The sequence below is a fragment of the Sphingomonas sp. NIC1 genome, from assembly GCF_001638925.1.
GTDB lineage: Bacteria > Pseudomonadota > Alphaproteobacteria > Sphingomonadales > Sphingomonadaceae > Sphingomonas > Sphingomonas aquatilis.
Map to the genome: position 1 here is coordinate 952,004 of NZ_CP015521.1, position 13,001 is coordinate 965,004.

11 protein-coding genes are annotated in these 13,001 nt (G+C 61.4%); 7 read left to right on the forward strand and 4 right to left on the reverse strand.

Annotated elements, in window-relative coordinates; translation table 11 throughout:
• Positions 1-13 precede the first annotated feature (13 nt).
• Positions 14-655 (reverse strand): hypothetical protein, encoded by a 642-nt coding sequence (locus tag A7E77_RS04600; RefSeq protein WP_192930018.1) that lies wholly within the window; start codon positions 653-655, stop codon positions 14-16.
• A 78-nt stretch (positions 656-733) separates the two neighbouring features.
• Between A7E77_RS04600 and A7E77_RS04605 the strand changes: the two genes are divergently transcribed.
• A complete protein-coding gene (locus A7E77_RS04605) occupies positions 734-1,276 on the forward strand; it encodes a helix-turn-helix domain-containing protein (protein WP_078462223.1) in 543 nt (180 codons plus the stop codon).
• 83 nt (positions 1,277-1,359) lie between these two features.
• Here the strand turns inward: A7E77_RS04605 and A7E77_RS18200 are convergent, their stop codons facing one another.
• Positions 1,360-1,893, reverse strand: coding sequence for a helix-turn-helix domain-containing protein (locus tag A7E77_RS18200; protein WP_226341885.1), 534 nt, complete (start codon positions 1,891-1,893; stop codon positions 1,360-1,362).
• A 215-nt stretch (positions 1,894-2,108) separates the two neighbouring features.
• Between A7E77_RS18200 and A7E77_RS04615 the strand changes: the two genes are divergently transcribed.
• The 3 genes from A7E77_RS04615 to A7E77_RS04625 all read left to right on the forward strand — a co-directional run bounded on the left by A7E77_RS04615 (position 2,109) and on the right by A7E77_RS04625 (position 6,075).
• The gene (locus A7E77_RS04615; protein ID WP_063686186.1) at positions 2,109-3,152 is read left to right on the forward strand and encodes a hypothetical protein; all 1,044 of its coding nucleotides are present in this window, start codon (positions 2,109-2,111) and stop codon (positions 3,150-3,152) included.
• A 410-nt stretch (positions 3,153-3,562) separates the two neighbouring features.
• Positions 3,563-4,249 carry a helix-turn-helix transcriptional regulator gene (locus tag A7E77_RS18205; protein WP_078462225.1) on the forward strand — a complete coding sequence of 229 codons (687 nt, stop codon included), beginning with the start codon at positions 3,563-3,565 and terminating at the stop codon, positions 4,247-4,249.
• A 458-nt stretch (positions 4,250-4,707) separates the two neighbouring features.
• Entirely contained in the window at positions 4,708-6,075 is a 1,368-nt protein-coding gene (locus tag A7E77_RS04625; RefSeq protein WP_063686189.1) for a helix-turn-helix domain-containing protein, read from the forward strand.
• Between the two features lie 14 nt (positions 6,076-6,089).
• Here A7E77_RS04625 and A7E77_RS04630 read toward each other — a convergent pair whose 3' ends face one another.
• Positions 6,090-7,439 (reverse strand): tyrosine-type recombinase/integrase, encoded by a 1,350-nt coding sequence (locus A7E77_RS04630; protein WP_063686191.1) that lies wholly within the window; start codon positions 7,437-7,439, stop codon positions 6,090-6,092.
• A 313-nt stretch (positions 7,440-7,752) separates the two neighbouring features.
• Here A7E77_RS04630 and A7E77_RS04635 point away from each other — a divergent pair, with 313 nt between their 5' ends.
• The 3 genes from A7E77_RS04635 to A7E77_RS17630 all read left to right on the forward strand — a co-directional run bounded on the left by A7E77_RS04635 (position 7,753) and on the right by A7E77_RS17630 (position 11,247).
• Positions 7,753-8,946, forward strand: coding sequence for a tyrosine-type recombinase/integrase (locus A7E77_RS04635; RefSeq protein WP_063686193.1), 1,194 nt, complete (start codon positions 7,753-7,755; stop codon positions 8,944-8,946).
• Positions 8,947-9,078: 132 nt separating this feature from the next.
• On the forward strand, positions 9,079-9,267 hold the full coding sequence (locus A7E77_RS18560; RefSeq protein WP_078462226.1) for an AlpA family phage regulatory protein: 189 nt from the start codon (positions 9,079-9,081) through the stop codon (positions 9,265-9,267).
• A 1,428-nt stretch (positions 9,268-10,695) separates the two neighbouring features.
• Complete coding sequence (locus A7E77_RS17630) at positions 10,696-11,247, forward strand: hypothetical protein (RefSeq protein WP_151895448.1); 552 nt, start codon at positions 10,696-10,698, stop codon at positions 11,245-11,247.
• A gap of 535 nt (positions 11,248-11,782) precedes the next feature.
• Here A7E77_RS17630 and A7E77_RS17640 read toward each other — a convergent pair.
• Complete coding sequence (locus A7E77_RS17640; RefSeq protein WP_192930019.1) at positions 11,783-12,970, reverse strand: PKD domain-containing protein; 1,188 nt, start codon at positions 12,968-12,970, stop codon at positions 11,783-11,785.
• Between the last annotated feature and the right edge of the window lie 31 nt (positions 12,971-13,001).

Consider the following 13,001-nt stretch of genomic DNA (forward strand, 5'->3'; position numbering starts at 1 on the left):
TCCCTGCTCCCGCTCACGATGCCGCGCAGACGCGCCCGCCGAGGAACGTCGCCTCGTAGGTCACGTCGGCCCCGTCGACGCGCTTGTCGAAGCGACCGAACAGCTTCATCAGTCTGCCCGTGCGCGCGAGCGCCGCCGCGCCGGACTCGCGCGGAACCGGCCTGTCGTATCCGCCGACCGACACGATGCGCATCACGAGACCGTCTTCCCGGTGGTCGATGGAGATGCTGGCCTGGCAGCCGAAGTTCGGATCCGCCGCGGCCTCGACGGCGTGCAGGATCTCGGCCGCGACCAGCATCAGCCAGCGGCAGACCTCGCCGCTGACGAGGACGCAGGCGGTCGACGTGCGCAGCTCGGTCATCACGTCCGAGCCGATCAGGAAGCGCGTCGCGTACCCCTCGAAAACCTCGCCGAGGTCCACCTCGGGCGGCAGGACCTTCTGCAGCATGCGCTCGGCGTCCAGGAGCGTGCTCGTGCGCCAGGCGTGGCGGTCGAGCATCAGCTGATCGCCGCCGGCGAGCCGCACTTCAGCCGCCTCGGCGGCGCAGCTGCGCATCATCCTTTCCGCGCGCGCCTCCGCCAGTTCGCCCCGCGCGATCAGCAGCTTGAGCTGCTTCCTCGCCGTCACCGTTCCTCCGCCATTGGTCATGATCAAACCTCTCTGCTTGTCCGATGACTCCTGTAAGTCTCACTATTCGAGACTTAAAGCGGTAAAGATGGTTAACGGAGAAAAATGTTGGCACACTCCCTGTTGATGCGGGCAGCCGGTGCGGTCGCGACACCGCTGCTCGCGGGCATGGCGATGACGACCGAGATCCATTTCCATCGCCAAGGCGGCGGGAAGGCGCCCGCCACCGACCCCATCGGCGTACCTCGGCACATGCCCACCAATCACGGCATCACATGGTCCTCCGTCATACTGGTCGAAATGCCACCCCCGCAGCGGGGCGGCGTCACGACTCGTCTTCACGACGGGGGCTTGCGCGAACGCGATCATCCTGAAATTGCCGTGCGCGAGATGGAAGACGAGGAAGCAGGCAAGACTCAGCGGGCGTCAGGGACGCAGGCCGTCATGCGCGCGATCGACATCCTCGTCGCCGTCGGGGACGGGCCCATCTCGCTGCCCGACCTCGTCGCGCGCGTGAACATCCCGAAGCCCACCTGCCACCGGATCGCGACGGCGCTCGCCGAACGGGGGCTGCTGAGCACGTCGGGACGCTCGGGCTACCGCCTCGGACCTCTCCTGCGCGAACTGGGCGAGAAGAGCGGCGCCTGACCTGTGGTCGCCCGCCGGTCGGTGGGCGTCCGGCTCATCGCGGGCATAGCCATCCAGATCGTGGACATCCGATCGGCCGGGCGTCAACCCGGTGCCGAGCACCAATCCTCGAACGCCGCGGCGTCGTCGAAGCCGAGCGCCGACGCCAGCCTGCCATCCGTGAGCGAGGAGAACTCCGTGCCCATCTCCGTGCGGCTGACCACGACCAAGACGGGCGTCGCGCACTCCTCCCTTTCGAAGCGGGATAGCGTCGCGGGACTCACGCCGACCAGCGCGGCGATCTCGGCAAGCGTCCTCCCCAACTGGCGGCGACGTCGGCGCGCACACGCGCCCAGAGACGACGAGCCGATGGGCGCCCATTCAGGCCAGTCGGGCACGAGCGTTCCCGGAAGCAGGTCCAGCGCCGCCTCCAGTCTGAAGACGGTGTCGGCGACCGGTCGGCGACCGGCCTCGAGGCGGAGCACGGTCTCGCGCCTCAAGCCGGCTTCCTCGGCCAGCCGGCCGTGCGACCAGCGCCGGGCTTCGCGCTCGGCCGCGAGCCGCTCACCAAAATCGGGCGGAACGGCCGAGGCCGGAAATCTAGAAGGCGTGAAGGAAACCGTGTGACTTCCTTTCAGGAACGGGACGGCCCGTCCCTATAAGCAGGCCATGACCATGTCCACGCCTGCAGAGTGCGCTCCGACAACGAAGAGAAAGGACCCTTCGCGATGACCCACATGGTGAAGCCCGACCGATCCGTCCGGGCCGGGATCGAGACATGCGCGCGCCGCGAATCTCGATGGCGCCCCGCGCGGTTCCGGACCGAAAGGGTGAACGTCCTGGACACCCAGTCGTGATCACCGACGCGGACCGGGAATTCGACCAGCTCGTCGCCGATGGCTTCGCACCCGGGGAGATCGAGGAGCTGACGGCAGAGCTCGCCGAGCGGCTGTACGACCTGTATCCGGGAGCCACGCCGCGCATCTCGCACGTCGTGCCCGAGCCGGTCGATGACGGGCGCACGTCCGCGGTCTTCCACGTGCATCTGACGTCGAGACTGATCCTGCCCGTATTCGTCGAAGGCGACGCCCACGGTCTGAACGTCGGAACCGTCGTCCACCAGGTGCAAAAGCTGTGGCCGCACCTCGATGCGATCGTCCGCAGGGCCGAAGAGGAACTGGTGGCGTTCGAGACGTGCCTCGACGAAGCGGGGGCCGACCTGACCGACATTCGGATGCGACGGGTGGGTCTCGCCGCCGAGGACACCTGGCCCGATCTCGATCTGCCGTGCCTTGCGCCGGAGATCGATGTCCTGGGCGACGGTCTCCGACGCGAGACGCGTACGATGCACTGGAGCGCCTGCGCTGGTCTTGAGAGTGAATACGAGGGGTTAGTCACCAACCAGGCGATGCTGTCGCGGCTGCGGCGCCTCTTCGTCGGACGACGCTCCACGGGTGTGATCGACCAGCTGGCCGCATCGGCGGTCCGGAGCCTGCCCGATCCCTGCGGTACGTTGCGGGCACTCGGCCGGCACGACGACATCTGGCCGGAGGCCAGCCTGCATCTGCGCTGGAGCGAAGGGCGCGTGCAGTCGGATGGCAACGGGTTCCAGGGACTCTCCTGGTCCGGCCGCGTCCTTTCGTTTCCCGGCAAGACGCTTCCGGAGACCGCACTCACGGCGATGGTCGGCAGGCCGGTGACGGACATGTGCGGCCACCCGCTGCTGGAGGACGAGATGACCGTCGCCCGCGCCTGGAACGAGGCGGTCGACGGCGCATCCACCGGCACCCTGAAGGTCGCGATCGCCAGCGTCGACCGGCTGTTCTCCGCCGCGCGCGCAACCGTCGATCCGCAGCCCTTCAAGGTCGTCGAAGCGCTCGCCGATCATGAGACCTAGCGCGTCGGATGCGGATCCGACGGCGCATCGTGCGGGATGACACATCCTAGCCAACGCCGTCGCAGTCGACGGTGGCGGCGACAGTGACGGTGACGATGGCGGTGATGGTGGCGACGGTGGTTCAACCCGCCTCGCAGGAGTGAGGCCTTCCGACAGGACCTGCCGGTGCGGTTGACGCACTGGGAGGACGGGGGCTGCATGCGGGAACCCGCGGCACAGGCCCGGCACCAGTCGTTAATCGCCGGCATGCTGCAGTCCGCGCGCAGCCCACCCGCGGGGTGACTCAAATCGTAGCGAACACCGCCCTCGTCCGCCGCCCCACCGCCCGCCGGGTGATCGGACCCACGCCGTTATCGGCTCCTTAGTGCACCGCCGGGCATCCGCCGCGACGACGGGAGGAAATCGTGAACATGACGTGCAACACCTCGCCCTACCTGCTGGCCGAGCCACCCACCTCCACCGGACGCGCGCTGCTCGCGCGCGCCGTGTCGCACTGGTGCGGCCTGCACTTCGGCCACTCCCCCGAGGAGATCGCCGCTGCCCTCGACCCGGCCGCCGCTTGCGACCCGGAGGTGCGCAAGGACGTGGGCCTCGCCTCCAGGCTGCTTGGCGAGCTAATCGGCTGCGGCGAGCTGAGGACGTACGCGCGGCCGTTCGGAGGCGGCAGCCCGGAGACGCTGCCGGCCTCCCACTGGGAGCTCGACGACTTCCGCTCCCGCATGGCCCTCAGCGCACTCGATCCGAAACGCCCGTTCGACGGCGACGCGGACCCGACGCACTGGATCTTCGTATCGCTGGAGGACTTCAACCGCCTCGCTGAGCAGAGTTGCGAGGAGTTCCTTCCTCCCGAGGACGAAGTGTCGGACGTGGGCCCGGCGCGGCATACTGGTGCGGCGCCCGCCTCGACGGCGCCGCCATCCGGCGCCGATGACCGACACGTTCGCCTCCCCGAACTGGTCCGACGTACGGGCATGTCCCGAAGCACGATATACAGGCGGATCAGCGAGGACCGCTTCCCGCAGAGCCTTCCGCTCGACGGCAACATAAGCGTGTGGCGAGAGAGCGAGGTCGCGGCCTGGTTGGCGGATGCGCGCTGAGGGACGGGTCGGTGTCGCCGGGAAATGGCTCACCTCCTCGACCCAGGGAGCCGGGTGCGATCAGCCACTCGCGAGGCGCAGGTACGGCAGCATGCATTTCATCCAGATAGCCGACGCCCTGTGTTCACCCCAAGCCAGAAGCAGCTGAGCCGCTGGATTCCGCACCGGCCGCTGAAGGTGCGGCGAGCATAGGACTTTATTGTGGGCCCGCTGTCGATGTCGATCGCCATTTCGCTCATTGAGGCGAAACAAGCATCGGCGTCGCCGTCGATCCCATGGCTCCCATCCCGCTGGACTCGCGGCATCCGACGATGCCCCACAGCGAAAGCTCGAGGGAGGCTGCCGGATCGGCCAAAACAGTAAATTAACGTCGATGCGCCTTCTTCATTCACCGCCCTGGTTTTCGTCCAATCGACAAAAGTGTTCGTTCCCTGTGGGTCGTTGCCTATGTTCCAGGCATGCGCGATCTATCCGGCTCCGATCCCATATTGCAGGACCTCGTCGACCATCGGCTCGAGACGCCGACGGCCGAATACAAGAGCTGGGTGTCCCTTGCCGACCAGAAGGCGAGGGCTAAAATCGCACGCCATCTCTGCGCGCTCGCGAATTCCGGGGGCGGACACCTCGTCTTCGGCTTCGACGACGACGGAACGCCCAGCGAACCACATCCAGAAGATCTCTCCGGGTACTCACACGACAGCCTCAACTCGATCGTCGAGCGCTATCTGGACCCGGTGTTCCACGTGGCCGTCCACGCGGTGACGGCAGGTTCGGGACGGACCTACCCGGTCGTGCGCGTACCAAGCCACGGAGCCCAGCCGATCTGCTCCAAGCGCGATGGACCGCACGACAAGGGCGAGAAGCCGGGCATCCGGGGCGGTGTCCACTACCTGCGGGTGCCCGGCCCCCAATCCGTGCCCATTGACACGCCAGAGCGCTGGCGCGAGGTGATCCATCGCTGCGTCGTGGCCGAACGGGACACGCTGCTAAGTTCGATCGGCCGATTGTTCGAGCAACCGACCCAGACCGCGCCGACCCGTGATCTCTACGCGATGCTCGACCGCCTGCTCGCGGACTGGGCTGGGATAGATGCATCGCACTGGCCTGCGAACCACACGGCGAACCGTGTCGCCTTCGGTTTCCGCTTCACTCGCGGGGATGGCTTAGCGGTGGGCGAGATCACTCTGCCGCAACTACAGAAGGCCATACGGGAGGCCTCGATTAAAGTGGCTGGCGAGATCGACTTGGGCCTACCCCCGTTCGCATCGGGCTCACATCTGAAGCGACGGCCGACGGTTGAGGTGTTCGACGGTTCCGAGGGCTTCACCTGCGCCGAGGCCGGAACGAAGCCCGACGACACGCCCGCGCTATGGCAGATCACGACGGACGGCAGGGGTGGCGACGTGAACGTGTTCAGCGAGGATTCGAAGCACCTGCAAGCCTACGCACAGAGAGACCGCCCGGGACGTTGGCCGATCGGCAGCAAGCTCTCCCCCTTCTTCCAGGTGCAGCAGGTCGCCCAACGCCTCGTCTTCGTGCGGGAGTTGGCGAACGCATTCCGAGATGCGACCGATTGCGAACTGGTCGTGGATTATGCGGGCCTCGCGTCCCGCAAGCTCGAGGAGCCCGGACCAGACCGTCAGGTGGCGCGCTTTTATGGAGCTGGCAGGGGGGCGAGACGATCGCCCACGTCCATTCCCATCGAACTGCTCTCAGGCGACTTGGCGAGCGTCGCGGCAGCGTTGCTAGCCCCGATACTACGCCTGTTCGACGGCTTCGACGTCGATGCCGACTACGTACGGCACCAGCTCGACTTGGGAGGCTGACAGCCTCTTGGGATCTACCTCTCGACCCGCCGCCTGCGACCTTCGAGAACCATCGATAGCGGATCGGCCTCCTCGAGCAGGATCGCCGCCCAATCCTCGGCGAGTTCGCGCCGACGCTCCATGTAAGCGTTGCGATTGTAGATGAGCTCGGTGTGCGACATGCCGCTGGGCGTGTGCGCCAGCATCAGGTCGATCACCAGTCGATCGATCATCAGGCGTTCCGCACCCGGATGCGATCGCTCCACCTTGGCGTTCATGATCGTGCTGAAGGAGCTACGCCAGCCGTGCGGCACGTGGCGACCCTTCCATCCCTCGCGGTTGTAGAGGTAGCCGACGGCATTCTCGGACAGCGGTTTACCGGAGTCCCTGCCACCAGGGAAGACGAGACCGTGTCCAGTGGAGAAGGGGCGCACGGCGCGGAGCACCGCGACCGCCGCCGCGGCCAGCGGCACCTTGTGCTCGAAGGCCTCGTCCTCACGCAGATCGAGCTCCTGCTTCATCTTGGCCGCGGGCACGCGCCAAGTCGCGTCCGGCGAGGGCGCCCCGGCATCCGCCCAGTCCACACCCTCGATCTCGCTCCACAGCATCTCCCGCACCATCCCGGGGCGCTGCGCGGTAAGGGCGAGCAGGCGCGAGCTCAGCTTGGTCACCGGAGACGCGGCGGCCCGGTCGATCGAGCGCACGAAGGTCCGGAGCACCTTCAGATCGGTCAGCGCCGGCCGGCGCTTCTTGGGAGGTACCGGCTTGAGCGCGTCGCGGACGTTCACCGCCGGATTCCTGTTCGGCACCCCGGCTCCCGCAGCGAATCGGAAGACGCGTTCGGCCCGCTGCCGCAGCCTGTGCGCCGTCTCGATCGCGCCGCGCGCCTCGACCTTGCGCAGAGCGTGCAGGAGGAGCCCCTCGTCGATCTGATTTATCGGAAAGCCGCCGATCTCGGTGAAGAGGTTGCTCTCCATCGACTCCATCACGTCTTCGGCGTGCACCGGCTTCCAGCGGGCGACCTGGCTGGCGTGCCACTCCCGCGCGAACTGCTCGAAGGTGTTCTGGTGACCGGCCTTCCGCGCGTGGCGGGCGCGTGTCCGCTCAAGCCCAGGGTCCTTTCCGTTCCTGAGCGCGACCTTCGCATCGTCGCGCATCTCGCGCGCGCGCTTCAGGCCGATGTCCGGGAACGCGCCCAGCAGCAGCCGGCGCTCCTTGCCGCCGAAGCGATACTTCAGCCGCCAGGTGCGATGACCGCTCGTCGCGACGAACAGGTAGAGGCCACCGGAATCGGCGAGCTTGTAGTCCTTGCCACCGGGCTTCGCGTTCTCCACCGCCTTGGCGTCCAGGACCTTGCGCTGCTTCCTCTCCGTCTCAGCCGACATCCGTGCCCCCAATCGGTTCGAACCATGCCCCCACAGTGCCCCCGCGAAGGTTGAGATTGGATGAGGCGGGATGAGACGGCATGACGCGCGCAGTGGCGGCATCCCTCTCGTGAGACAAGGGATGCGCTACGCCCTGGAACACGCTGAAATGCAAGATTGGCGGAGCGGGAGTCCGCCCGTCCGCATTCCGACAATGTCCAAGGCGATCCTATAAGTTCATTATTATCAACATCTTACAACCGGCGCTTGTCCAACGGGGGCCGATACGATCCAGTGCATTCCCAACTTTTATGTTGGTCGCTATGTGGGTCAAATGAGCGGTATCAAGCCAGCCGGAAGGCACCAAGAGAAGCGGCTTAGCGCCGTGTTCGTACGGACGATAAAGGACCCCGGCTTTTACGGTGACGGCCATGGCCTGTACCTTAAGGTAGACGCATCCGGCGCTAAGCGTTGGGTCCAACGTATCGTCATCCACGGCAAGCGGCGAGACATTGGGTTAGGCTCTGCCAGTCTGGTTAGCCTCGCAGAAGCCCGTGAAGCCGCCCTACAGCATCGAAAGCTAGCGAGGGCGGGTGATGACCCTATCGCGGCCAAACGACGCTCTGCGGGCATCCTGACGTTCGAAGACGCCGCAAAGAAGGTCCACGAACTTTCGAAGCCGACATGGCGTAACGACAAGCATGGCGACCAATGGATCAACACGATGACGACCTATGTGTTTCCGGTCATCGGATCGAAGCGTGTAGATGTTGTTAGCAGTGCAGACGTTCTGTCCGCCTTGTCCGCTGTATGGAACACGAAGCCAGAAACAGCCCGAAGGATCAAGCAGCGCGTTGGTTCGGTCTTCAAGTGGGTGATAGCGAACGGTTGGCGAACGGATAATCCAGCCGATGCCATCGCGACCGCGCTTCCAAGACACGACCGATCTAAGACGGTGCATCGCAAGGCACTCCCTTACGATCAGGTCGGCGGCGCGATTAGGAAGGTCCAGGATAGCGACGCTGGCACGGTCACGAAGCTGGCGTTCGAGTTCCTTGTTCTAACCGCAACGCGGTCGGCAGAGACGCGCGAAGCGGTGTGGAGCGAATTCGACCTATCTAAAGCCGTCTGGACGATCCCCGCAGCCCGTATGAAGGCAAAGAAGGATCATCGGGTGCCGCTGTCCGCTCGCTGCCTCGCGATCCTCGAAAAGGCGAATACACTAAAGCGCGATACGGACGACCTTGTGTTCCCCGGCACCAAGGACACGAAGCCCCTATCAGATATGACGCTGTCCAAGCTGATGAAGGACTTGGGCATCGCTGCCGTTCCCCATGGCTTTCGGTCATCTTTTCGTGATTGGGCTGGCGAGACAACTGCGCATCCGCGCGAGGTCATCGAATTTGCTCTAGCGCACGTCATCAAGGATAAGGCGGAAGCGGCTTACGCTCGATCCGACCTGTTCGATAAGCGTCGGACGCTAATGGATGATTGGGGGACGTACATCAACGTCAAACAAATATTATGACGTTAATTATTGCACCAATCCAATTTAATAGCCCGTTGCCACCCTATAACGATGACGGCTAAATAGTTCCCCACAAGACTGTTTGTCAATCTCAATTTACCCTAGATCGCCCCTCGTTGGATGGCAGGAGCGATGACATTGGAGCGACTACTCACTCGCAAGCAGGTAGAGTCTATCGTCAGCCTATCGCGATCGTCTATTTATGGAATGATAGCTAATAATTCATTCCCTAAACCGATCCGAATTGGGCGGCGCGCTGTTCGCTTTCTGCAATCCGACATCGAAGCATGGCTACAAGCCAAGATGGAAGGACAGAAATGAGTACAATCGTCAAAGTCAGTGTTAGCGGCAACGGCAAAGGTGCCCTCCGGTCGGCCATCCGCGACGTGATGGTGACTGCTGGTTTCCACCGCGCAAGGCCGGTGGAGTTCCTTAGCCATGACGGCATCCGGCCCAGTGACGCAGCCACACTAATGACAAATCTTTACGAGCAGGAGCGGAAGGCACATGATGCGACGCTAACAACGCTTAGCATCAAATCCACACTGGTTAACGTAGAAATGAAGAGGGATAAGAATAGGTCAATATAATCGAGATTGTGAGTTCCCTGCGGGGGGGGGTGGTGGAATCTATTTTGGCATACCTCCGCCTCCGCTAGGGTGATACCAGTTAGCGATAATCAGTTTATTGATTACACTGTTGCTAACTAATAGCTTACGCGGAGTCTTACACCCAAGATACTTTCTACAATTTCTAATATAGCCTAACTGCTACTTGCTCGATCCCTTGAAAGGAAGGAGGCGGGAGCCACACCGCGTGATACCTAGTGACGCCACTAGGAGCATAATATCAGCCCATTATACGTTAGGTTTTTCCATCGGACTATCTCTGTCCAGCCGGAGGGTCGGAGGTCAGCCTTGCGGCCTAAAAGTTCCCCAAAGAAATCAACTTGGCACCGCTCCCAAGATTTTACGGTGTAAGGCAGTGAACAGCCTAGGTCTGCTGCATATCGGCGGATGCCTTCGCAAGCGAGATTGCTATCGATGTTCGTTGCCCATGTGATCCGGCCCACATGAAAGGCGCTAAAGCTTAGATTGTTTAAAGACGTTCTAGCCGATGGCAATCGTCGTCTGTTGAAAACATTATAGCAGAACAAGGCCGTGCAAGCAATCGGACCTTTGACGGCCTTGTTAACTTTGCTCTGCGGCTAAACTTTCCTTAACGTTGCTAAATTTAGGAAAGAATAGCTGTCATAAATATATCTAAATGCCTCCCAGTACGCACGCGCGCCTGGGTAGCACTACCCGCTTCTATCCGGGGCAGGGAATCCCCGCAATGGTCAGTGCGAAACGCTCTCAACGGGGCTTTTGACCTATTATGTGTGACCATTCTGAAATTCGGCAGCGGCCCACGCCAACCAGCCCTGCCAACGACCTTACTCGACCGGGCGAGATTGCCGGGATGCCCCTGCGTCCAAAGCCTTACGATCCGACATTCGGTTTTCTGCGCCTTGTTCTATCCTCACAGAATGGAAATTTGGGGTCGGCACTGTGAATCGAATGGTATCATCGACCCTGTTTCCACCTAGGACTTCGGCCCTCATTTCAGCCATTACCGATGTCGCTATCGCGTGTCCCAATCTCGCGGACCCGATGTTCCTGTAAACGGATCGGTCACACTCTTTCAGCTATCCCCTTGTAAGACTGCTGAGGGGCATGGCTTGTGAGTGGCAAAGTAATTCGAGTTGCAATGGTCGCAGTCGGTGCCGTCCTGATCTTCACCGCATCCGCGTTAGCGTCGTTCTTGCTGATGCCGAAGGCGGCGTCTGGGGAAAAGGACATAGCGCCGACCGAGCGGCCTATGGCGCAACCAACTGCCATACACAGCGAAAGTCCAAGGCCGGAAGCTACACAAAGCCCGCCCAAGACAGTCGATCCAGAGGCTTTTCTAGACGAGCAGTATCGCAAAACTATCGCAGGTATGGGGGCTGTCGGCTGCGGTCAGCTAGCCCAGCAAGCGGCAGCCAATTCCTGTGTAGCGCAAATGTATCGGAATAATAGCGTTCGGGACGGCTATTATACAAGGGCCAATGGACTAGCCAGTGCGGCTCAAAGTGAAATTTCAGGAAGATGTCCCGCCGATATTCAGATGGCTTCTTTTCAATATTCCACTCGGCTATTTCAACGCGCATACGAAAAGCTCGCAGCACAGGCCCCTTACGCCTCTAACGCGAGCAAGATATTGGAGGCGGGTGTGGAATTGTGCACCGACTTGGCATTTGACGATATGGTGCAAAACTAAATCTCCTCCGTGCATGTTGAATTCTGCATAACGACGTGCCTTCTTCGCCCGCATCCGCTATGTATCCTCTGACGGGTGATCGCCCGGATCATTGCCCCCAGTGATCCGGTAGGGAGCAAAGCCGCTGATCCCCGTCACCTTGTAGAAACCCCATGCGGCAGCTTGTCAGGCTACCGCCATCAACTGTGACGGATAAGCCGTAGCCAACGTCAAGGCGTCCTCGACCGGGGCCTGTAATCACCTGTCGTAGTCATCGTCATGAAGGATGACGGGCATCGCCTTCGGGTAGATCGCACCGACCAAATGCGTTGAGGGATCGCCATCATAGCCGGTTGTTAGAAAGGCGTAGGCGGCGGCATCGCCCGTTAGTCGCCAGACGCTTGGGAAAGGCAAAGATGGGGCGAGGCGAAGCGTCAATAAGGCATTACGGAGAGGCGTGAGAAACTGCTTATACAATTGATGCAGTCATATTAAATGGTACACCACACAAATAAGGCGGGAATGATCCCGCCTTATCCGTTCGAAAATTATTACGTTAATTGGTCCTAAGTTCAACAGTGTAAGAGAACTTATCGCCCGTTTCCTTGATGGTGAATTCGTAGCGCAGATTTACGCTTTGCCCTCTAGTAAAATCTGACAAGAGACTAAAGTTAACGGTCTGTCCACTTTGGATAACCGTGCCGTTGCTAAGGCCGGTAAACGACGCTGCAACACTAGAACCTGTGGTTAGATTGACAGCCGTGGCATTCTGAATTGTGAAACTACCGCCGGTTGCGGTGAAGCTGAATTTATCGATTGTTACACCTGTCGCGCATCCCGTGCCTGTGCATGACACAGATTTTTGAACTGCTGCTGACGTGGTGTAAGGAAGTTTTAGAAGCTCCCGCTGACCCGTGAACTCGTCGACGTGGTATAGCATCAGAGAAGGTGCGACTGCTGTGACTGCCACGGTTGACGGAGAGCTATTGACCGTACCGTCGTTGACCACAAGCGTGGCGACGTAAGTTCCAGCGATATCCGCCGTGAAGGTCGTAGTCGATTGGCTATTTGAGGACAGCGCCGCCGTGCTGCCCGCGGGCTTCGACGTTAGCGTCCAATCAAATTTCAAAGCATCACCGTCGGCATCGCTACTACCCCGACCATCCAATGTGACCGTCGACCGCGTCGGAACGTTCTGATCTTTGCCAGCATTAGCGACTGGCGCCGCATTCGTGCGGGTTGATGTGATCGTCACGCTATCAGCGACACTTTTCAGCGATCCGTCACTCACAACTAGAGACAGAACGTAATTACCTGCCACGTCGGGAACGAATGTGGGCTTTACGACCGTGGTAGACGACAATGCAGCAGAGCTTCCTGTTGGGCGAGCATCCATGCTCCACTGGTAAGTCAGGGCGTCACCGTTGGCGTCGCTGCTTGCACTACCGTCGAGTGTTACAGTGGTACCATTTTTGACATTCTGGTCCGGTCCCGCGTTAGCAACCGGAGCGGCATTCGCAACTGTCGCGGTGATCGTAACATCGACCGGAGCACTATCAACTTTACCGTCATTGACGATCAGCGTGACGACGTATGCGCCAGCAACGTCTGCCATAAACGTTGGTTTTGCGTCCGTTGTAGACGAAAGTGTCGCAGCGCTGCCTGTAGGTCGCGACTTGAATGCCCACTTATATGTGAGGGTATCGCCATTGGCATCGACACTGCCACTAGCGTCCAGCGTCACCGACGTCTTCGTTAAGACGTTTTGGTTTGGG

Excerpts from the sequence above, each read along its gene's own strand:
- A7E77_RS04605 (WP_078462223.1), top strand. The coding sequence starts at position 734 with ATGTTGGCACACTCCCTGTTGATGCGGGCAGCCGGTGCGGTCGCGACA.
- A7E77_RS18205 (WP_078462225.1), top strand. The coding sequence starts at position 3,563 with ATGACGTGCAACACCTCGCCCTACCTGCTGGCCGAGCCACCCACCTCC.
- A7E77_RS04625 (WP_063686189.1), top strand. The coding sequence starts at position 4,708 with ATGCGCGATCTATCCGGCTCCGATCCCATATTGCAGGACCTCGTCGAC.
- A7E77_RS04630 (WP_063686191.1), bottom strand. The coding sequence starts at position 7,439 with ATGTCGGCTGAGACGGAGAGGAAGCAGCGCAAGGTCCTGGACGCCAAG.
- A7E77_RS04635 (WP_063686193.1), top strand. The coding sequence starts at position 7,753 with ATGAGCGGTATCAAGCCAGCCGGAAGGCACCAAGAGAAGCGGCTTAGC.
- A7E77_RS18560 (WP_078462226.1), top strand. The coding sequence starts at position 9,079 with ATGACATTGGAGCGACTACTCACTCGCAAGCAGGTAGAGTCTATCGTC.
- A7E77_RS17630 (WP_151895448.1), top strand. The coding sequence starts at position 10,696 with ATGGTCGCAGTCGGTGCCGTCCTGATCTTCACCGCATCCGCGTTAGCG.